Here is a 23000-nt window from a genome sequence, read left to right on the forward strand (position 1 = left end):
AATGCCATGGCCAATAGCATGACCTCCGAAAACGACGCGGCGGCGCGGTATTTCTCGGCAATCACGGCAGCGCTCAGCGGGCTGGAAGTGTTCATGCGCGACGATCGCTCGCCGCTCTACCGGCACGGCATCGTCGCCAAGATCGTCGCCGAATACATCGCCCGGCTCGACAAGTCGTTCTCCTGCTGGCGCAACCGGCTGGGCTTCATGGACACGTTCCGCATTTCGCGCGCCGAAAGCGGATTCCCGGTGTTCCAGAACCTGCTCGAGCTCGAAAACGACCGCCGCCAGGCTGACACGCGGCTCGCCAACATCCCACTGGCCGACGAATTGCGCGAGGAGATGGCCGACTTCATCCTGCGCCACAAGGAATTCCCCCAAGCGCTGCAGAAGTCGATGGCCGAGAGGCTTTATCTCGAGGACGTCAAGAGCGAGCAGACCTTCGGCCCCTTCACCCTGGCGCAGACGGCCAAGGTTTCCGTCAATCCGAAGACGGCGCGGCCCTACTACCTGGTCCATTGGGCGACCTTCGACGGCAGCGCCAACCTGCCGCTGGTCTACATGGTGACGGTGGAAGATTCCTCCGAAGACATGATCCGCCAGCTCGTCGACCGCAATGGCAAGCTCAACGACCAGATCGACATTCCATTGCCAGTCGATGGCCTGCTCAATCCCGAGCTTGCCCATCGCTTCGACGATTTCACCGAGAAGAACTCGGCCTATACGCTGTCGCCGGCAACGATCGCCGTCAATCTCGACAAGGACTTCGAGCCGCTGCACCCCAAGCAGCTTCGGCGCGTCGTGCTCGGCCCCTTCTATTCGGCCGGGATCACCGACAACAATTCTACGGTGACCGAGGTTCTGGCCAAGGTGCGCAAGCCGGAGAACGCCTGGCTGCTGACCTGGACCATCCAGGAGGTCTACTCCAAGGGCGAAAAACCCGGCCGCAAGGGGCTGTTTTCGAGCGAGAAGACGACGCAGGAGTTCTTCATCAACACCGACGACCTCGAGGCCGCGCGCCAGGGCGTGTCGAGCTACGAAAACCACGCATTGATCCCGCACGAGGCCTACCAGGCGCTCTATGCCGCCGGCGAGGCGCAGAAGATCTTTTCCGGCTACAAGGTCCATATCCTGTCCAACGGACAGGTCATCTCGGACGTCTGACCGTCACACCACGGAGCAACCTTCATGGATACCGGCCTGACCACCATCCCGGAAGCGGCGATCGAGAAGCACCGCGCCATCGCGCAGAGCTTCATCACCCGCATCGTCGTGCTGGAAGACCCGTCCAGCTCCTCCGGCACCGCGCTTGCCGGCACCAAGCGCCGCTTCGTCTCCACCGTCTCTGTCGGTTCGGTGCGCCGCACGCGCGAGGTCGAGCTGGCGAAGACCGTCGGCGCCGTTCACCCCGACGACCAGTTGCTGACCATCCCGCAGCACACACTTTTGTTTCGTGCCCGGCGCGGTACGGCGCTCGCGCTCGCCATATCGGATGTTTTCGCCGAAGGCTCGGATCTCGAAAGCCTGCAGGCCAGGAACACCCGCGCTCCCCTCGAAGGCGACGAGGCCACCACCTTCAAGAAGCTTCTGTCGGCCTCGGCTTACATTTCCGCCTTCAGCCTGTCCTCCTACCTGTTCCAGCTCATCGACAGCGATAGCGAGGCGCCCAACGACATTCCCGAGCCGGATTTCCTCTTCGACACGCCGCAGGACGCGGTGAAGTCGATCCTGGCCGGCCTAGACAAGGCGATTTCGGGTGCATCCGACGATGCCGACCTGATGACCAGGGCGCGCGCCTTCGCCCGTGTCGCCATTGACGGCCTCCTGGCGCGAAAAGGCCGCTTCGACGGCATCGGCCCATTCGAGAACGCGCATATCCGCATCGATGCCGACGATTTCACGCTCGACGGCTTCGACGTCGCGCCGGGCAAGCGTTCCAAGCCGCTGGTGATGTCCTTCAAGAAGCCGGAAGAGGTCGTCGGCAACCACATCGCCAAATATCAGTCGGTCAAGCTCGCAAAGATGCTGATGGCCTATGATTTCGAGCGCGAGCTGAACCCGTTCGTCGAGCTCGGCGGCTTCCTGTTCACCTTCATCGGCGACGGCGCGCCGGGCACCGGCAAGACGACCCTGATCCAGATGATTGCCGGTCTTGTCAATGGTTACTGCCAGGTCGCCGGTTATCCCTTCGCCTACGAGAATTTCGGCGTCGACCAGATCTCGTCATATCAGGGCAAGTCCGGCCAGAACTGCCGCCAGTTCATCAACAATGTATTGAACCCGCGCGTCATCGGCTTCGGCACCATCGACGACATCGACCAGGTGGCGGCGCGCCGTTCCGACGACCGCGCCTCGGCCGGCCAGCAGGAGATCACCGGCGTGCTGATGGACGCCTTCGCCGGTGCCGCCACAGTGGTGCGCGGCAACTGCTCGTTCGGCATGTTCTCCAACTATCCCGAAAATGTCGACGATGCGCTGCGCCAGCGCGCCGGCGCCCGCTGGCTGGTCGACGGGCCGCAGACGCGTGACGATTACATCGACATTTTCGTGCTGCTCGCCGGCAAGAACCACAAGATCCCGCTCGGCGACCACGAACTCTACGCCGCGCAGGAGATCCAGCGCGCCGTGGCCGAAGCCTATGAGGAGCACGAGAAGCCGCAGGAGGACGGGCTGATGCGGGTCCATGAGCGCTACATGAAGGAGAATGGCGCGCCCAAGACCATGGCCGACATCGGCACCTATCTGCACCTGATCAAGCAGGCCGAGCCGCGCTTCACCGGCCGCGCCATCAAGAACGTCACCGACGCCATCAAGATGCGCGCCATGGACATCGAGCTTCCCGACGACTGGTTCGAAAAACCAGAGGTTTTCATGCACAAGAGCTATGACGAGAAGAAAGTGATGATCGAGCAACTGCGCGGCCCGTTCTCGATGGACATGGTCATGCAGGAGATCAACCGCTACGCCGACAGCGAGTTCCGCTACTCCGACAAGTCCGACGACTCCGCCGTGGAAAAGCTGCTGCGTGACGCGCGGCTGCGCGAACGGGCAGCGCGTGAGATGGAGGAGATGAAGAAAAAGGGGCTGTGGAATGCGTGATGCGCTCCGGCCTTTCCTTCTCCCCTTGTGGGAGAAGGAATAATGGCCCGCAAACCCGATCTCCTGCGCGACAACGAGCTCATTTACGGCCGGCTGCTCGTCGTCGACGAGCCGCATCTCATCGAGCGCTACAACAAGGCGCTTGCCGCCTTTGGCCTCGAGCCCACCAAGCTGAAGAGCTTCCAGATCGACCGCACCGGTTTTTCGCCGGAAGTGGCGGAGGAATGCGGCGACCACGGCTACCTCGATCCCAATGAGGTCAACCGCCGCTTCATCATCCTGACGCCGTCGCAGATCGACCTGCCGGTGGTGCACACCGCCTTCTCCAACACCTCGCAGCTGATGTTCGAGTTCATGTCCAGGAATCAGCGCGCCATCGACGCGCTGACCATCAAGGATGTCATCTACGGCGAGATCGAGGATTCCATTCCCAAGGTCAACGATATCGAGGATCTGCTGTCGATCAACCAGGTCGAGTTCAAGGTGCTGTCGGCCGAAGATGTGCTGGGCAAGGCCGCGGAGCTCGGCAAGCTCGTCGACCGCCTGAAACAGGAGCCTGACGCCTGGCGCGACAACGCCATGCTCACCCGCATGGTGGAACTGGCCAAGATCTGCGGCGACATCCGCGAGAACGCGCTGGTGCCCGACCAGGTAATCTTCCGCCACAACGCCTACTGGACCAGTCATTTTGGCGGGCTTTACGTGTTCGTCGACCCCGACATGACGACCGTCATCAGCGATCCGGCGGCCCCCGGTTTCCGCCGCTCGCGGCCGTGGCAGGTAAGCTATCTCTCGATCAAGGACGCCGACAAGGTGTTCAAGTTCCTCGCCGCCACCGGCCGCATCGAACTGCCGCGCGCCTCCTGGATCGAAGCCTCGGGCTATCTCGAGCACCGCGCCGAGATGGTGGTGCGTGCGCTGATCCGCGACGCCGAGCCGAACCGCAATCTGACCGACGTCGACAAGGTCTGGCTGCAGACCTGGATCCAGGGTCATGCCGACCTGATCACCAGGGACGGCAATTTCCCCTTCCTCAACGCCGCCAAGCGCGAGATTGCCCAGCTCGGCCATCTCAAGATCGAGGATGTGTTCCCGCAGCAGCGCTTCCTGGTGGTCCGCGCCAAGCCCGACCATCCCGACGCCTGGCTGACCAACCGGCTGATCTCGGATTTCGTGCCGTCGGACTTCGTCTCGCGCTACGTCTTCAACAAGCAGGGCTTCTACAAGGACTATGAGGACTTCAGCGACGCCTGGCGATCGCATGTTGTGGACATTCTGAAAACCACATATCTGAAGGACAAGGTGGCGTTCCGCACGCGCCTTTACGGCCTGACTGACTAGAACGAAACCGGCCGTCATTTCGTTCTAACTTGTTGTTTTGGCGCATGATGTTATCCAAAAAGTCCGCAACTTTTTGACATTATGCTTTGAGGGGGTGACACAGCCATGCTCGATCCGATCGTGAACTTCTTCGTCAGGATTTTCCAATGGATCGGCCGCGGCATCGGGCTTCTGATCGGCGTCATCTTGTGGCCGTTCATCTGGGCCGGGCGCTGGTATACGCAGCGCGGTTGGATCCTCAAGGCCGTGCTCGGCCTCGCCTTGCTCGTGCTGCTCGGCCTCTATGCCAATTTCTTCTACGCCACACAGTGGTGGAACAATTTCAACCCGAACTATCCCGACACCTACACGTTCGAGAAGCGCAACATCTCGGCGGGCGAACAGGTAGCCGCCGGTGCCGGTGCCGACACTGCCAGGACCTGCGGCAACTCCGGCATCGCCCAGATTGCCGCCGATTTGACCGACTTCAACGTTAACCAGAATGCCTGGATCTCGTCGATGATCCTCTACAAGCTCGGCCTGTTCGGCATCAGCTGGGACAACACGCCGTGGATGGACAACAAGGCCTCGTTCCAGCGCGGCATCAACCAGGCGGTGCGCCGCACCGCGACCGAGCTCGCCGACAATCTCGGCCGTGTGCGCACGACATCGCAGATCGACGCCGACCTGCAGGATGCGCGCGGCAATCTGCAGTTCGACGAGTACACCTGGTATTTCGGTGTAAGCCCGTTCGGCCCGAAGACGCCGACCCCGAGCTATTATCGCGACGCCGTGCGCAAGCTGCGCTCCTTCAACGCCCGCCTCGCCACCTGCCAGGCCACCTTTGATGCCCGTGCCGACAATCTGAAGCAATATATCGACCGTATCGCCAGCGATATCGGCTCGACCTCGGCCATCCTCAAGGAACGTGCCGAAAACCATAACAATGGCTGGTTCGATTTCCGCGCCGACGACCGCTACTGGTTCGCCTATGGCCAGCTCTACGCCTATTACGGACTGATGAAGGGCGCGCAGGCCGACTTCGAGGACGTCATCAAGGAAAAGCACCTGCAGAGCCTGTGGGATACGATGGACGCGCAGTTCGTCTCGGCGCTGCGCATCCAGCCCTTCATCATCGCCAATGGCCGCGAGGACGGCTGGCTCCTGCCCACGCATCTGACGACCATGGGCTTCTATGTGCTCAGGGTGCGTTCCAACATGGTCGAAATCAGCAACGTGCTGACGCAGTAGGGCTGGTCGGCCCAATGCATGTGGCTCAAAAGTGGTCCGGCCTGGGGAGAACGACATGCATGGAGACAAATGCCTGAAGCGCGATGCGCTTTAGGCCGGCGATGGCGGATTTGCGCCGCCTTGTCTGTCGCATTCCGTGCATTGCGCGGCTGTTTTGAGACGGCGGACGCGTCCCCGCTCTGGCTTCTATACGGCGCGGCAAGCGGAGCCAGAAAGAACCGGAGGCAGGTCGGCCCGCCGCAGAGGAATTTTCTTCATAGGAAACATAGTTGCATGAAAGTTGACGCCACGGCAGCGAGAGGGCTAGAACATGCCCTTGCCCGCGCGGCGTATCGAACATGCACCAGTGATCAACCCGTCCCCTCCACCGTCCAATCCAGAGGAAAGCCGTCATGGCAGAAGTGAAGTCCGACATCGAGATCGCCCGCGGTGCGAAGAAAAAACAGATCCAGGAGATCGGCGCCAAGATCGGCATCCCGACCGAACACCTTTTGCCCTATGGCCATGACAAGGCGAAGGTCTCCGCCGAATTCATCAAATCGGTGAAGGGCAACAAGGACGGCAAGCTGATCCTGGTCACCGCCATCAACCCGACCCCGGCCGGCGAAGGCAAGACGACCACCACCGTCGGCCTCGGCGACGGCCTGAACCGCATCGGCAAGAAAGCGATCATCTGCATCCGCGAAGCCTCGCTCGGTCCGAATTTCGGCGTCAAGGGCGGTGCGGCCGGCGGCGGCTACGCGCAGGTCGTGCCGATGGAGGACATGAATCTCCATTTCACCGGCGACTTTCATGCCATCACCACCGCGCACAACCTCCTGTCGGCGTTGATCGACAACCACATTTACTGGGGCAATGAGCTCGGCATCGACACCCGCCGCGTCGCCTGGCGCCGCGTCATGGACATGAACGATCGGGCGCTGCGCGAGATCATCTGCTCGCTCGGCGGCGTCGCCAACGGCTATCCGCGCGAGGCCGGGTTCGACATCACCGTCGCCTCGGAGGTCATGGCCATCCTGTGCCTCGCCACCGACCTGAAGGACCTGGAGAAGCGCCTGGGCGACATCATCGTCGCCTATCGCCGCGACAAGTCGCCGGTCTATGCCCGCGACCTCAAGGCCGACGGCGCCATGGCCGTGCTGCTCAAGGACGCCATGCAGCCGAATCTGGTGCAGACGCTGGAGAACAATCCGGCCTTCGTGCACGGCGGCCCGTTCGCCAACATCGCGCATGGCTGCAACTCGGTGGTCGCCACCACGACGGCGCTCAAGCTTGCCGACTACGTCGTCACGGAAGCCGGCTTCGGCGCCGACCTCGGCGCGGAAAAATTCTTCGACATCAAGTGCCGCAAGGCCGGGCTGAAGCCGGCGGCGGCGGTCATCGTCGCCACCGTACGCGCCATGAAAATGAATGGCGGCGTCAAGAAGGAAGACCTCGGCAAGGAAAACATCGAGGCGGTGAAGAAGGGCTGCGCCAATCTCGGCCGCCACATCGAGAACATCAGGCAGTTCGGCGTGCCGGCGGTAGTTGCCATCAACCACTTCTACTCCGACACGGATGGCGAAATCCAGGCGATGAAGGATTATGTCGCCTCGATGGGCGAAGAGGCGATCCTGTGCAAGCACTGGGCCAACGGCTCGGCCGGCATCGAGGATCTCGCCAAGAAAGTGGTGGCGCTGGCCGAATCCGGTGCCTCGCAGTTCGCGCCGCTCTATCCCGACGCCATGCCGCTGTTCGAGAAGATCAACACCATCGTCCAGCGCATCTATCGCGGCTCGGAAGCGATCGCCGACAAGTCGGTGCGCGACCAGTTGCACGCCTGGGAGCAGGCCGGCTACGGCCACTTGCCGGTGTGCATGGCCAAGACGCAGTATTCCTTCTCGACCGACCCGAACCTGCGCGGTGCGCCAACCGGCCACACCGTCCCGGTGCGCGAGGTCAGGCTTTCGGCGGGTGCCGGCTTCGTCGTCATTGTCTGCGGCGAGGTCATGACCATGCCCGGCCTGCCCAGGGCGCCGTCGTCGGAAAAGATCTTCCTCAACGAAGCCGGCCAGATCGAAGGCCTGTTCTAGAAATCCTCAATTCCAAAAAGTGCAAAGGGCGCCGCAGCGATGCGGCGCCCTTTGTATTTCCGCAGACGACTACGCAGCGTTGCGAGCCAGCGCCCGCTGGTTGGAGCCGAAGATCGTATCGCGTTCCGGCAAGGTGCCGGTCTTCAGGCACTCGATCCATTCGGCGGTCTTGAGCACGGCGGCGAAGCGCGACTGCAGGATGATTGTCACCACGCGGTGGATCTCCTCGGCCGAGGCATAGCCCGCGCTGTTGGCGTAAGGCACCGAGCCGGTCGCGTCGGACAGGAACTCGACGGCAAAGCCCATATGCACGGCGTGGATGATGGTCGACAGGTCGCAATTATGCGTCATGTAGCCGACCACCACGATCGTATCGATGGCGTTGGCGCGCAGCCACTCTTCGAGATCGGTGCCGGTGAAGGCGGAAGGCAGCGTCTTCTCGACATAGTGGTCGCGTGGCCGCCTCGATATCTCGGGATGCAATTCCGCGCCATGGCTGCCCTTGGCGAAGATTGGCGACGTCTCCGGCGCCATCTGCTTGACGACCACCACCTTGATGCCGGCCGCTGCTGCCGCGTCCATTGCGCGCGCCACGTTGACGACGCTGTCGCGGAACGGCGGATGCTGGATGGCGAGATTGCCGCCGTCATAGTCATTCTGGACGTCCACGACGACGAGCGCGCGGCGCGGCGTCTTGCTGGCTGGTTCGGACATGATGCATTCCTTTGAGGCTTGATGTGATGCCCGAGCATAGGTCCGCCACCATCGGACGAAAGTGGCCCGATTGACATCATTCGAAAGAATTGGGACAATCCGCCATAACCCGCGCAGAAATCCCTGGCAAAGACATGACCCACCCGATCGTCGCCGTCCTCGCCTTCGACGGCATCAGCCCGTTCCATCTCTCCGTCCCTTGCCTGGTGTTCGGCGAGGATCGCACATCGTTCGGCCTGCCGCGCTTCGACTTCCGCATCTGCGCGATCGAGGCCGGGCCCGTCCACACCGAGGCCGGGCTGAGCGTCGCCGCGCCGCATGGGCTTGAGGGGCTCGACGGCGCCGACATCGTCATCGTGCCGAGCTGGCGGGATCTCGAAGACCCGCTGCCGGAACTGCTGACGCAGGCACTGCGGCGGGCCCACCGCAATGGTGCCCTGATCGTCGGCCTTTGCCTGGGAACGTTCGCAGTCGCTGCTGCCGGACTGCTTGGCGGTCGGCGTGCGGCCACGCATTGGGCCTACGCCGAGCGGCTTCAGAAGCTTCATCCCGACATCGCGGTGGATGCCGAGGTGCTCTATGTCGACAATGGCGACGTGGTGACGTCGGCCGGCGTCGCGGCCGGGCTCGACTGCTGCCTCCATATCGTTCGCGCCCGCTACGGCGCCGAGGCAGCACTGCGGCTCGCGCGGCAGATCGTGCTCTCCCCGCACCGGCAAGGCGGACAGGCGCAGTTCATCGAGCGCCCGCTGGCGAGGAGCGCCGATACCGACAGGTTCACACAAGCACTCGACGCGGTGCGTGCGACGCTCGGCGATGCGCACAGCCTGGACCGCGTCGCCGAAGCCGCCGGCCTGACCCGGCGCACCTTCACCCGCCGCTTCCAGAAATCGATCGGCACCAGTTTCGGCGATTGGCTGATCGAGCAACGGCTTGAACTGGCGCAGCGTCTGCTCGAGGCGACGGAAAAATCGATGGACGTCGTGGCCTTCGAGGCCGGCTTCGGCAGCGCCGCTTCGCTACGCCAGCATTTTTCGGCGCGTCTCAGGACCTCCCCGGCGCAATACCGGCGTGAATTTTCCAGGCGGGCCGACCAGGGCGACCGGTCGCCGCACGCGCTTTCGCACTGAGCGCCCGCCGGGCACTCAACCGCGTTTGACCGCCCGCGCCGGATTGCCGACCACCGTCATGTTCGCGGGCACGTCGCGCGTCACCACGGCGCCGGCGCCGACGATGGCGCCCTCGCCGATGCTGACGCCGCCGAGGATGACGGCACTGCCGCCGATCCAGGCATCGGCACCGATCTCGACCGGCCTGGCGATTTCCAGCCCGGCTTGTCGCCCCGCGGCCTCCCTGTGATGCTCGGCGCAATAGATCTGCACATTGGGGCCGAGCAGCGTTCCCTTGCCGATGCGCACGCTTGCCGTGTCGAGAATGATGCAGCCGGCATTGAGAAAGACGCCGTCCCCGAGAAAGATGTTGAAGCCATAGGCACAGTGGACCGGCGCCTCGATGCGGGCGCCCTCGCCCGCGCCGCCGAGCAGATCCCGCAAGGCAGGCCCGATGTTGCCGCGCTGACGGGGCGCAAGCGAATTGTGCTCGAATACGGCGCCCGCAGCCACGCCACGCAGCGCCTCCAGTTCGTCATCCATGCACGTATACCACTCGCCCGCCGCCATTTTTGCGCGTTCGCTCTCAGCCATGCGGTGCCTCCGTCATCATTGCCACGCACCGTTGCGGCGTAAGAGAGCGCCTATGCAAGTACTGGCCAAATACCGGACCTATGGTAGCCTGCCTTTTCAGGGCTGTCCCGGCCCGGGATCGAGGGGGATCAACATGCTTTACATTCTTGCACTTCTGATCGGGGTCATTGCCGGCCTGCGCGCCATGACCGCGCCGGCCGCCGTCGCCTGGGGCGCCTGGCTCGGCTGGCTGCCGGTTGCCGGCACCTGGGCAAGCTTCATGAGCCACTGGGCCGCTGTCGGCATTTTCACTATCCTGGCCATCGTCGAGCTGGTCACCGATCAGTTGCCGTCGACGCCGAGCCGCAAGGTGCCGCAGCAATTCGGCGCCCGCATCCTGCTCGGCGCCTTCAGCGGCGCCGTGATCGGCGCCACTGGCGGCGCCACCATCGTCTGCCTGATCGCCGGCGCCATAGGGGCCGTCATCGGCACGCTCGGCGGCGCGGAGGCGCGCGGCCGGCTGGCGGCCGCCTTCGGCAAGGACCAGCCCGCGGCCTTCATTGAGGATGCGGTCGCAATCGTCGGCGGCCTCTTGATCGTGGCGGCGGTGGCATGACGGCGAAAACCTTCGATGCCATCGTCATCGGTGCCGGCCAGGCCGGCCCTTCGCTGGCCGGCCGGCTGACCGCGGCCGGCATGAGCGTGGCGCTGATCGAGCGCAAGCTGGTCGGCGGCACCTGCGTCAACACCGGCTGCATGCCGACCAAGGCCATGGTCGCCAGCGCCTATGCCGCGCATCTGGCGCGGCGCGCCGCGGACTATGGCGTGACCCTCTCCGGCCCGGTCGGCGTCGACTATGCCAGGGTCAAGGCGCGCAAGGACAAGGTGTCGAACGACGCCCGCGGCAATCTGGAAACCTGGATCGCCGACATGGATAAATGCACGCTCTATCGCGGCCATGCGCGTTTCGAATCCGCCAACATGGTGCGCGTCGGCGATGATCTCCTGACCGCCGGCAAGATCTTTCTCAACACCGGCGGCCGCGCATCGGTACCGGATCTGCCCGGCATTCACGACATCGACTTTCTCACCAACTCTTCGATGATGGACCTCGACGTGTTGCCGCGCCACCTCGTGGTGGTCGGCGGCAGCTACATCTCGCTCGAATTCGCGCAGATGTTCCGCCGCTTCGGCGCGGAGGTCACGATTGTCGAAAAGGGCTCGCGGCTGATCGGCCGCGAAGACGAGGATGTGTCCGACGCCATCCTGTCGATCCTCGAAAACGAAGGCATCGCGGTCCATCTCGGCGCCGACGCCATAAGCTTTGCTAGGCAGGGCGAGGATATTGCCGTTGCCTTCTCCGCCGGCAAGCCGCCGGCCGTCGGCTCGCATGTGCTCCTGGCTCTGGGGCGAACGCCCAATACCGACGATCTCGGCCTCGACAAGGCCGGCATCGAAGTCGACAAACGCGGCTTCATCACCGTCGACGACCAGTTGCGCACCAGCGTGCCCGGCATCTGGGCGATGGGCGACTGCAATGGCAAGGGCGCCTTCACCCACACGTCCTACAACGATTACGAGATCGTCGCGGCCAATTTGCTCGACAATGATCCGCGCAAGGTCAGCGACCGCATCGAGGCCTACGCTCTCTACATCGACCCGCCGCTCGGCCGCTGCGGCATGACCGAGGCGTCGGTGAAGAAGTCGGGACGCCGCGCGCTGGTCGGCCAGCGACCGATGACCCGCGTCGGCCGCGCCGTCGAGAAAGGCGAGACGCAAGGCTTCATGAAGATCCTCGTCGACGCCGACACAAGGGAAATCCTCGGCTGCTGCGTGCTTGGCCCCGGCGGCGATGAAGCCGTGCATTGCGTGCTTGACCTGATGTATGCCAAGGCGCCTGTGGACACGCTGGCGCGCGCCATGCACATCCACCCCAATGTCTCGGAACTGCTGCCAACCATCGCCCAGGAGTTGAAGCCGCTGGTCTGAACTCCGGCTTCAGCGGTCGGTTCGGCCGCTCGGCCGGGTTCGGTCAGGGTCGTTTAGGCAGCACGGCATAAGCACCGCTGCCAGTGCCTCTTTGCTCTCCGTTTTCTGCATTGCTGCATTGCGGCAATGGCGCTTGTGCGCCATGGGGCGCTCGCGCAGTTTCCATTTGAACCGATTCAGTCTGGACCTCCCATGCCTTTGCCGATCCTTGCGCTTGCCATTGCGTCCTTCTGCATCGGCACCACCGAATTCGTCATCATGGGTCTGCTGCCGGAGGTCGCCGCCGACCTTGGCGTGACCATTCCCGCGGCCGGGCTGCTGGTCACGGGCTATGCGCTGGGCGTGGTCTTCGGCGCACCGATCGTGGCGATGGCCACCGCGCATCTGCCGCGCAAGCCGGTGCTGGTCGGACTGGCCGCACTGTTCGTCGTCGGCAACCTGCTCTGCGCCATCGCGCCCAATTACTGGATGCTGATGGGCGCGCGCGTCTTCACCGCCTTCGGCCACGGCGCCTTCTTCGGCATCGGTTCGGTCGTCGCCGCCAGCCTGGTGCCCCGCAACAAGCGTGCCAGCGCCATCGCGCTGATGTTCGCCGGCCTGACGCTGGCTAACATCCTCGGCGTTCCCGCCGGAACGGCGCTTGGCGAAGCCTTCGGCTGGCGCGCCACCTTCCTGGCGGTGGTCGGCATCGGGCTGATCTCGGTCGCGGCGATCGCTTGGCTAGTGCCGCCGGATGTCACTGAACCAAGCGGCGACGGCTTGCGCGGCGAATTGCGCGTGCTCGGCAAGCTGCAGGTGTGGCTGGCCATGCTGATCGCGGCGCTCGCCTCAGCCAGCCTGTTTGCCGTCTTCACCTACATCAAACCCTATCTCACCGACGTGTCCGGCCTCTCGACTTCAGCGGTCACCTGGGTGCTCTTGCTGTTCGGCGCCGGCATGACCATCGGCAACATCATCGGCGGCCGGCTGGCCGACTGGAAGCTGATGCCGACGGTCATCGGCACGCTGCTGCTGCTGGCGGTCCTGTTTGTCGGCTTCATGCAGTTCGGCGCTATCGCCAGTGTCGCCATAGGCATCGTCTTCTTGTGGGGCATGCTCGTCTTCGTCGTCGTGCCGCCGTTGCAGATCCGTGTCGTGGAAGCCGCTTCCGAGGGACCGAACCTTGCCGCCACGCTGAACCAGGGCGCCTTCAATGTCGGCAACGCCAGCGGCGCCTGGATCGGCGGCGTGGCGCTCTCCTGGGGCGTTTCCTATGCCAACCTGCCGCTGGTGGGCGCGGCACTAGCTCTGCTGGCGGTCGCCGTAGCCGTTGCCTCGCGGGCACTGGACCAGCGCGCTCCGGTCGTCACTCTTCAACCTGCCGCGCAGTAGCTGCTTGCGCCCATAGCGCGACAGCCTGGACCAATCGACAAGCGCACAGTCGAAGAGGAATGTCTTCTCGCCTCTCGACGGAGAAAGACCCCATGCAGAAATCGATCGAACGCATAGCCGGCGACAGCGAGGGCGTTTCCTATGAATTCCCGCTGTTTCGCTTCGCTGGAACCGACGAATCCGCGCCTTCGGCCTATCTGCAGGCAGCACTCCATGCCGGCGAACTGCCCGGAGTAGTCGCCATTGACGCGCTGATGCCGATGCTGGCCAGGGCCGAGGCGGAGGGGCGCATCAAGGGCGACATCACCATCGTGCCCTGGGCCAATCCGATCGGCCGCGCCCAGTATCATTTCGGCGAACATCAGGGCCGTTTTCATCTGGGCACGCGCACCAACTTCAACCGCGGTTTCCCGCTGCTCGCCGCGCCCGACACGGCACTCCTGCCCGACACCGCGCATGGCACGCCCGACCAGCGGCTGAAGACGAGACTGGTGCAGCTTTCGCTCGGCCACGACATCGTGCTCGACCTGCATTGCGACGACGAGGGTCTTTCCTACCTGTATGTCCACACCAGCCTGTGGCCGGCAATGGCCGACTGCGCCGCCGCCATGGGCGTCGAGGCGGTGGTGCTGTGGAGTGAAGACACGGACGGCACTTTCGAGGGCGCCTCGATCATGCCCTATCAGAACGTTCCCGCGGATGTGGCGAAGCTCGACCGGCGCGTCGTCACGACGGTCGAATATCGCGGCATCCTCGATGTCGATGGCGCGTTCGCGGCGTCGGACGCCGCGGGGCTCTACCGGCTGCTGGTGGCGCGCGGCGTGGTCGCCGACCCGGCCCTGCCCTCACCCGGTGCCTTCACCGGGGTTGTCGCGCCGCTCGAAAACATCGACATGATGCCGGCGCCCCGGGCGGGTGCCGTGCTCTATGACGTGGAGCCCGGCGACCGCGTCGCCAAGGACACGCGGCTTGCCGTCATCGTCCACGCACCGGGCGAAGCCGATGGCCGCACCGAGGTGTTCGCGCCGCAGGCCGGCATCGTCCTGACCCGGCGCTCGCGCCGCATCATCCGCGCCGGCGAGGATCTGTTGAAACTGGTGGGCGACAGGAAGAGCGCCGACGCAAGGTCCGGCACCCTGGAAGATTGAGCCTCCACCGAATCCAGTTGCGCGGTCGCTCAATCGCCGCTATGGGAATCGCCATGAACATGCGTTCGATCAAGACCGTTTGGTGGTGGGCCTGCTGACAGCGGCCTGTTCGAACGCGTGCGCGTGAAAAGAGAGGGTGGCCGCAGCGGAATGTCCGGGCGGCCATTTGTTTTTTCCAAGCCATTCCCGGGTCCGTTGCCCAAGAAGCTGATGGAGACGGCAATGACGATGAAGGTTCTGGACAACGGCGCAGAGAGTTTTGTGACCGGGGGTGGCATCACCATCACCCGCGAGCGCCACGACCGGCCCTATGAAGGCGCCATCGACGCCTATGTTGACGGGCTGAATGCGCGCCGGGGCGCGGTGTTTTCTTCGAACTATGAATATCCCGGCCGCTATACGCGTTGGGACACCGCCATCATCGACCCGCCTTTGGTGATCTCGGCGCGTGGCCGGTCCATGCGCATCGAGGCGCTGAACCGGCGGGGCGAGGTGCTTCTGCCGGTCATCGTCAAGACGCTCGGCGATATCGCCGAGATCACGATCGCCGAGGCGTCGAAAAAGCTGATCCGCCTCGACGTCGCCAAGCCGGGCCGCGTCTTCACCGAAGAAGAACGCAGCCGCGTTCCTTCCGTCTTCACGGTTCTGCGCGCCATCACCGCCTTGTTCAAGACCGCCGAAGACGCCAATCTCGGCCTTTACGGCGCCTTCGGCTACGACCTCGCCTTCCAGTTCGATCCGGTCGACTACAAGCTCGAACGCAAGCCAAGCCAGCGCGATCTCGTGCTGTTCCTGCCCGACGAGATCCTGGTCGTCGATCATTATTCGGCCAAGGCCTGGACCGATCGATATGACTACGCCGGCAAGGGTTTTTCGACCGAAGGCCTGCCGCGCGACGAGATCGCCGAGCCGTTCAAGACTGCCGACCGTATCCCGCCGCGCGGCGACCATGAACCCGGCGAATACGCCAATCTTGTGCGCCGCGCGATGGACAGCTTCAAGCGCGGTGACCTGTTCGAGGTCGTACCCGGGCAGATGTTCTACGAACGCTGCGAGACCCAACCCTCCGAGATTTCGCGCAAGCTGAAGTCAATCAACCCCTCGCCCTATTCCTTCTTCATTAATCTGGGTGAAGGCGAATACCTGATCGGCGCTTCGCCCGAAATGTTCGTGCGCGTCAACGGCCGCCGTGTCGAGACCTGCCCGATCTCGGGCACGATCAAGCGTGGCGACGACGCCATTTCCGACTCAGAGCAGATCCTGAAGCTGCTCAATTCCAAGAAGGACGAATCCGAGCTCACAATGTGCTCGGATGTCGACCGCAACGACAAGTCGCGCGTCTGCGAGCCGGGTTCGGTGCGCGTCATCGGCCGCCGCCAGATCGAGATGTATTCGCGGCTTATCCACACGGTTGACCATATCGAGGGCAGGCTGCGCGAAGGCATGGACGCCTTCGACGCGTTTCTCTCGCACGCCTGGGCGGTGACCGTCACCGGCGCGCCGAAACTATGGGCCATGCGCTTCATCGAGCAGAACGAGAAGAGCCCGCGCGCCTGGTATGGCGGCGCCATCGGCATGGTCAATTTCAACGGTGATATGAACACCGGCCTGACACTGCGCACCATCCGCATCAAGGACGGCATTGCCGAGGTGCGTGCCGGCGCCACATTACTGTTCGACAGCATTCCCGAGGAAGAAGAAGCCGAAACCGAACTGAAGGCCTCCGCCATGCTCTCCGCCATCCGCGACGCCAAGACGGGCAATGCCGCCAGCACCGAGCGCACCACCGCGCGCGTCGGCGACGGCGTCAACATCCTGCTCGTCGACCATGAAGACAGCTTCGTCCACACGCTGGCCAATTACTTCCGTCAGACCGGCGCCAATGTCTCGACCGTGCGCACCCCCGTGCCGGAAGAAGTTTTCGACCGGCTGAAGCCGGATCTCGTCGTGCTGTCGCCTGGTCCCGGCACGCCCAAGGATTTCGACTGCGCCGCCACCATCGGACGAGCGCGCGCCCGCGAGCTGCCGATCTTCGGCGTCTGCCTCGGCCTGCAGGCGCTGGCCGAGGCCTATGGCGGCGAATTGCGGCAGCTGCATGTGCCGATGCACGGCAAGCCGTCGCGCATTCGCGTCTCCAAGCCCGGCATCATCTTCTCCGGCCTGCCCAAGGAAGTCACCGTCGGCCGTTACCATTCGATCTTCGCCGATCCGGTGCGGCTACCCGACGATTTCGTGGTCACCGCCGAGACCGAAGACGGCGTCATCATGGCCTTCGAGCACCGCAAGGAGCCGATCGCCGCGGTGCAATTCCATCCGGAATCGATCATGACGCTCGGCCACAATGCCGGCATGCGCATCATCGAGAACATCGTCGCCCACCTGCCGCGCAAGGCCAAGGACAAGGCCGCCTAGAGACGATGGTCGAAACGCGGGACACGATGGCGGTCGCGGCGAAGGCCGCGACCAGGCGCAAGGTCGCAAGGCTTGCCTTCTGGTCGATCGTCGTCGCTTGTGTGGTGCTCGCACTCAAGCTTGCCGCCTGGTACATCACCGGTTCCGTCGCACTTTATTCGGACGCGCTGGAATCGATCGTCAACGTCATCGCCTCGGCCGCCGCGTTCTGGGCGATCCAGGTCAGCTACAAGCCTGCCGACCAGGACCATCCGTTCGGCCACCACAAGGCCGAGTATTTCTCGGCCGTCCTGGAAGGCGTGCTGATCGTGGTCGCGGCACTCCTGATCCTGAACGAGGTCTGGCAATCCTGGCTCCACCCCGTCCCGCTCCAGCAGCCTTGGGAAGGGCTTGCCGTCAACGGTGTGGCGACGGTCATAAACGCCTTCTGGGCCTGGGCGCTGATCCGTACAGGGCGCAACGCAAGATCGCCGGCACTGGTCGCCGACGGCCAACACATCATGACCGACGTCGTGACCTCGGTCGGCGTCTTCGCCGGCCTTGTCGGCGCGGTGCTGACCGGATGGCAGATCCTCGATCCGGCGCTGGCCGTGATCGTCGCGCTCAACATTCTTTGGCAGGGCTGGCATGTTATCGGCTCGTCGATGAACGGGCTGATGGACCGCGCAGTCGACACCCAGGAGCATATGCGCATCCGCGACATCATTTCGGCCAATTGCAAAGGCGCGCTCGAAGTGCACGACCTCAAGACACGCATCGCCGGCCGCGCCACCTTCATCGAATTCCATCTCGTCGTCGATGCCGACATGTCGGTCGGCGCCAGCCATGTCATCTGCGACCGCATCGAGGATGCGCTGCAGGCGGAAATCCCTTCCGTGCGCGTCACCATCCATGTCGAGCCCGATGATGAGGCCAAGCTGCCGAAGGGCACGACGGCGGTGCCGTTCGCGTGAGGCAGTTCACCACGTCTCGACTGACAGAGCTTTGATCCGCTCGAAGTCCCGGATATTGCGGGTCATCAGCGTAAGATCGCGCGCGCGCCTGCCCACCAATCAACGCATCGTAGGGACCAATTGGAGTTCCCAATGTGGCAAGCGTTGCCCGAATTTCTCCGGCATGTCTCGCGTCTTCCCGATCGAATTCGAGCACAGGAAACTGCAGAGCCTCGATACGCGCCAAATTTTCGACCCGTCGCTAGCTCTTTTCAGCACCATAGTACAGTTCGTGCACGACGATAGGCGAGACGGCAAAGTCCTGCGGCCTATGCCGTTTCAGCAGGCAAGCAGACCCTCATCGCCCTTCATGACCGCGATGACGGCATTGGTGTCGAGCAGGTAGATCACTTGAAGACGTCGCCCAAGGCAGCTCGATCCTGCCCGTCCTGACGTTCCAGCGCTGCCTCTGCGAAATCATTATCAAGCGGTCCAATCACTTGGTCGAGCCACGCCCAGTCCTGCGCAAGCGGTTCCAAGATGACGGTTTGCCCGTGACGGCGTATCGAGACCTCCTCTGTGTCGAAACGGAACTCCTTCGGCAGGCGCACGGCTTGGGACCTGCCTGACCAGAACACTTTTGCTTTGTCCATCGTGCTATCCTCAAATGAGATATAGCAAAGATATATCCCTTCGCGCTGACCTAAACAGGGCTCCGCTCAAGGCGCGCAAGCCGATTGCGGCATCGGTTCCAGCCGGTAGATCTTGTCGTCCGACTTCGTCTTGCCGTCGGCTGCCTGTGAACAGAAATCGACGATCGCCAGGCTGTTGTTGGGATTGGCCAGCATCATCATGCCATTGGCGCCGCGCTTGAGGAAAATCTCCTTCTGCGTGATATCGCAGGAGAAATCGCTCATCTTCGAGCTCGCCGCGCAGCGCCACTGGTCGGCCTCGCCCTGGCAGGAATAGACCTGCGTGGCCTTGCCCGACTTTTGTCGCGTCGTGACCGAAACGGCGATGTCGGCGCCGTCAGGCCAATTGGCAAGGTCGCCGCCCGCCGCGAATGAAGCCAGTTCGACCGGCCCACGGAACACGCGGATCGACTGCGTCAGTTGGTCGGGATGCGAACCGAAATGCGCGGCATCGTAGTCGCGTCCGTAGCAGAAGGCCTGGTCGGGCTTCAGCCGGTCGCGCAGCGGCGGACCCATCGCCGGGTCAATCGGGTCGATGCGGGCGAACTCCGCCTTGCAGGTCGCTGCCGGCATCGGGTCGAGGCGGAAATTGTCGTCCTGCGAGCCCAGCGCCTGCCTATTGTATTCAGTCGTGCCGAGTTCCTCCTCGGAACCGGCATCGAGATAGATATCGGGCTGCAGGTCCGAAAGAATCAGCCGGCCCTTGTCGTCGACTTTCAGCGACGCCAGCGTACGGTCGCATTCCATGCCGCAATGGATCGGGTTTGATGCGCCATCCTCGGATGGATGATTACACCAGCCGCCGGCCCATTCCGGAGCCTTGGCGCCACGCACCGTGGTGGTGACGAAGCCATTGTAGGACGTGTCGGCATTCGCGGCCGGTTCCTCGTTCGGCCTGCTGACCGGATCATGGCCGTAGTAGAAGAAGATCCGGGCCACCTTCTGCTCCGGATGCGTGTTGAGGTGGTTGGCATCGTAGATGCGGCCGAAACAGGCGTCCTGACCGTTGGGACTGAGTTCGGTGAGCTTGGTCGCCCCGTCGGCGAAAGCTGTCGCGCCCAGCAGGCTCAACAAGGCCGCTCCGGACAGGACGCTTGCCAGTCTCTGTTCGAACGCCATGTGACCCCTCCGCATCGGCAGGACGCGACATCAATTTATGCTACACTCGGCACTGCGGCCACGCAATTCGCGGCCATCTTTCAACGGGGACGACTGTAATGCGTCGACGCGACATGTTCCGCGCGATTCTCGTCGGAGCCGGCACGCTGATTGGACTGCGGGTGGCGCAAGCCGCGGCCACCGAGGCCACGAGATTGAAGGTCGCCTATCATCTCAGTGACCTCGACAAGGTCAATTTCGTGCTGGGCAACATCAAGAACCATTACGAAGGCACCGGCGGCAATGTCGATATCGCGCTGGTCGTCCATGGTCCGGCTCTTGCCGGTTTCAAGTCGAAGGGCATATCGGCGGCGATCTCCGGTCGTTTCACCGGTCTCGTCCAGCAAGGGCTCGATCCGCATGCCTGCGCTAACACCATGCACGGCATGGATATTTCGCTCGCCGACCTGCTCGACGGTTTTCACGCGGCCGACAGCGGCGGCGTCGTCAAGCTCGCCGAGCTGCAAAGCCAGGGCTATGCCTATCTCAGGCCTTGAAGCCGCATGGACTGAATGCAAGGGTGGCAAGACCCCGCGAAGAACCGCGAAAATCCCGGAGGAACGACAGTGCCAGCGACGACCACTCCCCTCGGGCTTGTCATTCCCGATCTCGCCGGCAAGGCGGTGCTGGTCACCGGCGCCTCGACCGGCATCGGCGCGGCGCTCGCCTTGGCTTATGCGGCGCAGAAATGTCTGGTCGCACTGCACTACAATTCCAGCCGTGACGCCGCCGAGAAGCTTGGCGAGGCCATTCGCGACAGTGGCGGCGAGGTGCTTCTCGTCCAGGGCGATTTTTCCCTGGCCGCCGATGTCGAGCGTGTCGTCGAGGACAGCGCGCAACATTTCGGCCGCCTCGACGGGCTGGTCAACAATGCCGGCGGCATGCTCGGCCGCGTGCCCTACGCCGAGCAGACAGAGGCGCATTACGACGCGGTGATGGATCTCAACGCGCGTTCGGTGCTGACCGCCTCGCGCAAGGCGATGCCGTGGCTGAAGAGACAAGGCGGCTTCATCGTCAACACCTCCTCGATCGCCGCCCGCAACGGCGCCGGCGGTGGCGCCGGGCTTTACGGCTCGGCCAAGGCTTTCGTCTCCAACGTCACGCGCGGCATGGCCAAGGAACTGATCGGCTTCGGCATTCGCGTCAACGCGGTGGCACCCGGCACCATTCTCACGCCGTTCCACGAACGCTACTCGACCGAAGAGCAGATCAGGGGCATGGTTGCCACCATTCCGCAGGGGCGCGCCGGCACGGCTGAAGATTGCGTCGGTGCTTATCTGTTCCTCTCCTCCGATCTGTTGAGCGGCTACATCACCGGCCAGGTGATCGAGGTGAATGGTGGCCAGTTGATGCCTTGAGCCGCGACCTGCATACTGACGAACGGTATACTCTTGTCGAAAACGCTGAAGGGAGACGAAGGGATGTACGGTCTGATCGGCAAGATGCGGGCGGCCCGCGGCCAGCGCGACGCTGTCATGGACGTCCTGCGCGCCAGCACCGGCGCCCTGCCCGGCTGCCTGAGCTATATCGTTGCCACCGACCCGGCCGATGCCGATGCCATCTGGGTCACAGAAGTGTGGACTGACCAGGCAAGCCACAAAGCCTCGCTGCAGCTTCCCGAAGTCCAGGCGGCCATCGCCAAGGCGAGGCCCTTCATCGCCGGCTTCGAGTTCCAGGTGGAAACCAACCCCGTCGGCGGCTTTGGATTGGCTGACGACAAGACGGGCTGATCCGGGTGGACGACTCGACGCAGATCGTAAACATTAGCGATGCGAAGGCCAATCTTTCACGTCTCGTTCAGCGAGCCGCCAACGGCGAACCTTTCATTATCGCCAAGGCTGGCAAGTCATTGGTCAAGGTCATTCCTATGGATCAATCGGTGCCGGTACAATCGCGACGGGTTGGCTTTATGGCTGGTCAGTTTTCGGTGTCCGACCGTTTCGATCGCATGAGCGGTGGAGAAATCGAGCAACTGTTCGGCACAGACATCTGAGGCGATCGCTTTTCGATGCAGCGGGGGTTCGCATCCCTTACCGCTCAGTCTAAGACCAGAACATGGATTCCTCGCCCAAGCAGCCGTCTCCTGGCCAGCCGGCCGTCGAGCGCATGGCGCGCATGCGCAAGCCTTGGCAATGGCTGGCCCTCCTCGTCATTTCCGTGCTGTTTGCCGGTGCGCTCGAACTGGCCGCGCTGCCGGCGGCGCTGCTCATCGGGCCGATGCTGGCGGCTATCGTCGCCGGCACCAACGGCGCTACCGTGCGCGTGCCGCGGCTTCTGTTCGGCTCCGCCCAGGCGATCGTCGGCTGCCTCATCGCCGCTTCGATCTCGGCCGACATTTTTCGCGTCTTCTATGCCGAATGGCCGCTGTTCCTCGGCGCAGTGACAGCCACCGTCACGGCGTCCAGCCTGCTCGGCTGGCTGATCAGCCGGTGGCGCATCTTGCCCGGCACGACCGCCGTCTGGGGATCCTCCCCAGGCGCCGCCACCGCAATGGTGCTGATGGCCGGCGCCTTCGGCGCCGACCAGCGCCTCGTCGCCTTCATGCAGTATCTGCGTGTCATCTTCGTCTCGATGACGGCGGCCATTGTCGCCAAGATGTGGGTCGACACGTCAGGCGTCGAAATCCCGCCGATTATCTGGTTTCCGCCGATCGATGCCCAAGCCTTAGCAGCAACCATTGGCATCGCGCTGGTCGGCGGGCTGGCGGGAAGGCTTTGCCGGTTGCCTTCGCCCTCCTTTCTGGGCACCTTCATCTTCGGCGCGGTGATCCACCTTGGCCTCGGCGTGCCGATGCAATTGCCGCCTTGGCTGCTGGCTGTCAGTTACGCCATGGTCGGATGGTCGATCGGGCTGAACTTCACAAGGCCGATCCTGCGCCATGCGACACGTGCCCTGCCGCAGATCGTCGCTTCGATCGTGGCTCTGATCGCCTTTTGCGGCGGCCTCGCCTTCATGATCAGCCATCTGCTCGGCATCGATCCGCTGACCGCCTATCTCGCGACCAGCCCCGGCGGCATGGACAGCGTCGCCATCATCGCCGCCGCCGCCCAGAACGTCGACATCTCCTTCATCATGGCGCTCCAGTCGGCGCGTTTCCTGATCGTGCTGCTTGTTGGCCCGAGCATCGCGCGGCTGGTAGCGCGCGCGGTGAAGGAATAGG

At 63.6% G+C, this 23000-nt stretch carries 21 protein-coding genes and 1 pseudogene; 17 read left to right on the forward strand and 5 right to left on the reverse strand.

Annotation, left to right across the window (positions count from 1 at the left end):
- Positions 1-18 precede the first annotated feature (18 nt).
- The 5 genes from FJ953_RS10180 to FJ953_RS10200 all read left to right on the forward strand — a co-directional run bounded on the left by FJ953_RS10180 (position 19) and on the right by FJ953_RS10200 (position 7742).
- Positions 19-1164 carry a hypothetical protein gene (locus tag FJ953_RS10180; protein ID WP_140624186.1) on the forward strand — a complete coding sequence of 382 codons (1146 nt, stop codon included), beginning with the start codon at positions 19-21 and terminating at the stop codon, positions 1162-1164.
- Positions 1165-1188: 24 nt separating this feature from the next.
- Positions 1189-3099: an ATP-binding protein gene (locus FJ953_RS10185; RefSeq protein ID WP_140624187.1), complete on the forward strand. Its 1911-nt coding sequence runs from the start codon at positions 1189-1191 to the stop codon at positions 3097-3099.
- A 42-nt stretch (positions 3100-3141) separates the two neighbouring features.
- A complete protein-coding gene (locus FJ953_RS10190; protein ID WP_140624189.1) occupies positions 3142-4440 on the forward strand; it encodes a DUF6638 family protein in 1299 nt (432 codons plus the stop codon).
- A 105-nt stretch (positions 4441-4545) separates the two neighbouring features.
- Positions 4546-5670 (forward strand): DUF2333 family protein, encoded by a 1125-nt coding sequence (locus FJ953_RS10195; protein ID WP_140582174.1) that lies wholly within the window; start codon positions 4546-4548, stop codon positions 5668-5670.
- 392 nt (positions 5671-6062) lie between these two features.
- Positions 6063-7742 carry a formate--tetrahydrofolate ligase gene (locus tag FJ953_RS10200; protein WP_140624191.1) on the forward strand — a complete coding sequence of 560 codons (1680 nt, stop codon included), beginning with the start codon at positions 6063-6065 and terminating at the stop codon, positions 7740-7742.
- Positions 7743-7811: 69 nt separating this feature from the next.
- On the opposite strand, the gene FJ953_RS10205 is transcribed toward FJ953_RS10200, so the two are convergent.
- Positions 7812-8456: a cysteine hydrolase family protein gene (locus FJ953_RS10205; protein WP_140516952.1), complete on the reverse strand. Its 645-nt coding sequence runs from the start codon at positions 8454-8456 to the stop codon at positions 7812-7814.
- A gap of 134 nt (positions 8457-8590) precedes the next feature.
- Here FJ953_RS10205 and FJ953_RS10210 point away from each other — a divergent pair, with 134 nt between their 5' ends.
- Complete coding sequence (locus FJ953_RS10210) at positions 8591-9586, forward strand: helix-turn-helix domain-containing protein (protein ID WP_140624192.1); 996 nt, start codon at positions 8591-8593, stop codon at positions 9584-9586.
- A gap of 15 nt (positions 9587-9601) precedes the next feature.
- Here the strand turns inward: FJ953_RS10210 and FJ953_RS10215 are convergent, their stop codons facing one another.
- Positions 9602-10159, reverse strand: coding sequence for a sugar O-acetyltransferase (locus tag FJ953_RS10215; RefSeq protein ID WP_140624194.1), 558 nt, complete (start codon positions 10157-10159; stop codon positions 9602-9604).
- A gap of 133 nt (positions 10160-10292) precedes the next feature.
- Here FJ953_RS10215 and FJ953_RS10220 point away from each other — a divergent pair, with 133 nt between their 5' ends.
- The 6 genes from FJ953_RS10220 to FJ953_RS10245 all read left to right on the forward strand — a co-directional run bounded on the left by FJ953_RS10220 (position 10293) and on the right by FJ953_RS10245 (position 18011).
- Positions 10293-10754: a DUF4126 domain-containing protein gene (locus FJ953_RS10220; protein ID WP_140516958.1), complete on the forward strand. Its 462-nt coding sequence runs from the start codon at positions 10293-10295 to the stop codon at positions 10752-10754.
- Entirely contained in the window at positions 10751-12127 is a 1377-nt protein-coding gene (locus tag FJ953_RS10225) for an FAD-containing oxidoreductase (protein WP_140624196.1), read from the forward strand. The genes FJ953_RS10220 and FJ953_RS10225 overlap by 4 nt, the downstream gene beginning before the upstream one ends.
- 192 nt (positions 12128-12319) lie before the next feature.
- The gene (locus FJ953_RS10230; RefSeq protein ID WP_140496075.1) at positions 12320-13498 is read left to right on the forward strand and encodes an MFS transporter; all 1179 of its coding nucleotides are present in this window, start codon (positions 12320-12322) and stop codon (positions 13496-13498) included.
- Between the two features lie 92 nt (positions 13499-13590).
- The gene (locus FJ953_RS10235) at positions 13591-14646 is read left to right on the forward strand and encodes a succinylglutamate desuccinylase/aspartoacylase family protein (RefSeq protein ID WP_140516964.1); all 1056 of its coding nucleotides are present in this window, start codon (positions 13591-13593) and stop codon (positions 14644-14646) included.
- A 222-nt stretch (positions 14647-14868) separates the two neighbouring features.
- Complete coding sequence (locus FJ953_RS10240; protein ID WP_140624198.1) at positions 14869-17058, forward strand: anthranilate synthase; 2190 nt, start codon at positions 14869-14871, stop codon at positions 17056-17058.
- A 5-nt stretch (positions 17059-17063) separates the two neighbouring features.
- Positions 17064-18011, forward strand: a complete 948-nt coding sequence (locus FJ953_RS10245; protein WP_140561428.1) for a cation diffusion facilitator family transporter — start codon at positions 17064-17066, stop codon at positions 18009-18011.
- Positions 18012-18017: 6 nt separating this feature from the next.
- Here FJ953_RS10245 and FJ953_RS30835 read toward each other — a convergent pair.
- From FJ953_RS30835 to FJ953_RS10260, 3 genes and pseudogenes are all read right to left on the reverse strand, one after another.
- Positions 18018-18401 (reverse strand): annotated as a pseudogene (locus FJ953_RS30835) (type II toxin-antitoxin system VapC family toxin).
- Positions 18398-18643, reverse strand: a complete 246-nt coding sequence (gene vapB, locus FJ953_RS10255; protein WP_140561430.1) for a type II toxin-antitoxin system VapB family antitoxin — start codon at positions 18641-18643, stop codon at positions 18398-18400. Before vapB ends, FJ953_RS30835 begins: the two are co-directional and overlap by 4 nt.
- A 66-nt stretch (positions 18644-18709) precedes the next feature.
- Positions 18710-19801 carry a hypothetical protein gene (locus FJ953_RS10260; RefSeq protein WP_140624200.1) on the reverse strand — a complete coding sequence of 364 codons (1092 nt, stop codon included), beginning with the start codon at positions 19799-19801 and terminating at the stop codon, positions 18710-18712.
- Between the two features lie 98 nt (positions 19802-19899).
- On the opposite strand from FJ953_RS10260, the gene FJ953_RS10265 reads away from it, so the two are divergent.
- From FJ953_RS10265 to FJ953_RS10285, 5 genes are all read left to right on the forward strand, one after another.
- Positions 19900-20337 (forward strand): DsrE family protein, encoded by a 438-nt coding sequence (locus tag FJ953_RS10265; RefSeq protein WP_140524937.1) that lies wholly within the window; start codon positions 19900-19902, stop codon positions 20335-20337.
- Positions 20338-20406: 69 nt separating this feature from the next.
- A complete protein-coding gene (locus FJ953_RS10270; protein ID WP_140496082.1) occupies positions 20407-21198 on the forward strand; it encodes an SDR family oxidoreductase in 792 nt (263 codons plus the stop codon).
- 63 nt (positions 21199-21261) lie between these two features.
- Positions 21262-21570 (forward strand): putative quinol monooxygenase, encoded by a 309-nt coding sequence (locus FJ953_RS10275; RefSeq protein WP_140496083.1) that lies wholly within the window; start codon positions 21262-21264, stop codon positions 21568-21570.
- Between the two features lie 5 nt (positions 21571-21575).
- The gene (locus FJ953_RS10280; protein ID WP_140496084.1) at positions 21576-21833 is read left to right on the forward strand and encodes a type II toxin-antitoxin system prevent-host-death family antitoxin; all 258 of its coding nucleotides are present in this window, start codon (positions 21576-21578) and stop codon (positions 21831-21833) included.
- A 62-nt stretch (positions 21834-21895) separates the two neighbouring features.
- Complete coding sequence (locus FJ953_RS10285; protein WP_140496085.1) at positions 21896-22999, forward strand: AbrB family transcriptional regulator; 1104 nt, start codon at positions 21896-21898, stop codon at positions 22997-22999.
- Position 23000 lies beyond the last annotated feature (1 nt).

It is taken from the genome of Mesorhizobium sp. B2-3-6, assembly GCF_006442305.1.
Classification (GTDB): Bacteria; Pseudomonadota; Alphaproteobacteria; order Rhizobiales; family Rhizobiaceae; genus Mesorhizobium.

Bases quoted from the DNA above. Each gene is read 5' to 3' on its own strand.
- FJ953_RS10210 (WP_140624192.1), top strand. From the start codon at position 8,591: ATGACCCACCCGATCGTCGCCGTCCTCGCCTTCGACGGCATCAGCCCG.
- FJ953_RS10235 (WP_140516964.1), top strand. From the start codon at position 13,591: ATGCAGAAATCGATCGAACGCATAGCCGGCGACAGCGAGGGCGTTTCC.
- FJ953_RS10230 (WP_140496075.1), top strand. From the start codon at position 12,320: ATGCCTTTGCCGATCCTTGCGCTTGCCATTGCGTCCTTCTGCATCGGC.
- FJ953_RS10215 (WP_140624194.1), bottom strand. From the start codon at position 10,159: ATGGCTGAGAGCGAACGCGCAAAAATGGCGGCGGGCGAGTGGTATACG.
- vapB (WP_140561430.1), bottom strand. From the start codon at position 18,643: ATGGACAAAGCAAAAGTGTTCTGGTCAGGCAGGTCCCAAGCCGTGCGC.
- FJ953_RS10225 (WP_140624196.1), top strand. From the start codon at position 10,751: ATGACGGCGAAAACCTTCGATGCCATCGTCATCGGTGCCGGCCAGGCC.
- FJ953_RS10275 (WP_140496083.1), top strand. From the start codon at position 21,262: ATGTACGGTCTGATCGGCAAGATGCGGGCGGCCCGCGGCCAGCGCGAC.
- FJ953_RS10220 (WP_140516958.1), top strand. From the start codon at position 10,293: ATGCTTTACATTCTTGCACTTCTGATCGGGGTCATTGCCGGCCTGCGC.
- FJ953_RS10285 (WP_140496085.1), top strand. From the start codon at position 21,896: ATGGATTCCTCGCCCAAGCAGCCGTCTCCTGGCCAGCCGGCCGTCGAG.
- FJ953_RS10260 (WP_140624200.1), bottom strand. From the start codon at position 19,801: ATGGCGTTCGAACAGAGACTGGCAAGCGTCCTGTCCGGAGCGGCCTTG.
- FJ953_RS10200 (WP_140624191.1), top strand. From the start codon at position 6,063: ATGGCAGAAGTGAAGTCCGACATCGAGATCGCCCGCGGTGCGAAGAAA.
- FJ953_RS10245 (WP_140561428.1), top strand. From the start codon at position 17,064: ATGGTCGAAACGCGGGACACGATGGCGGTCGCGGCGAAGGCCGCGACC.
- FJ953_RS10240 (WP_140624198.1), top strand. From the start codon at position 14,869: ATGACGATGAAGGTTCTGGACAACGGCGCAGAGAGTTTTGTGACCGGG.
- FJ953_RS10265 (WP_140524937.1), top strand. From the start codon at position 19,900: ATGCGTCGACGCGACATGTTCCGCGCGATTCTCGTCGGAGCCGGCACG.
- FJ953_RS10180 (WP_140624186.1), top strand. From the start codon at position 19: ATGACCTCCGAAAACGACGCGGCGGCGCGGTATTTCTCGGCAATCACG.
- FJ953_RS10205 (WP_140516952.1), bottom strand. From the start codon at position 8,456: ATGTCCGAACCAGCCAGCAAGACGCCGCGCCGCGCGCTCGTCGTCGTG.
- FJ953_RS10185 (WP_140624187.1), top strand. From the start codon at position 1,189: ATGGATACCGGCCTGACCACCATCCCGGAAGCGGCGATCGAGAAGCAC.
- FJ953_RS10190 (WP_140624189.1), top strand. From the start codon at position 3,142: ATGGCCCGCAAACCCGATCTCCTGCGCGACAACGAGCTCATTTACGGC.
- FJ953_RS10195 (WP_140582174.1), top strand. From the start codon at position 4,546: ATGCTCGATCCGATCGTGAACTTCTTCGTCAGGATTTTCCAATGGATC.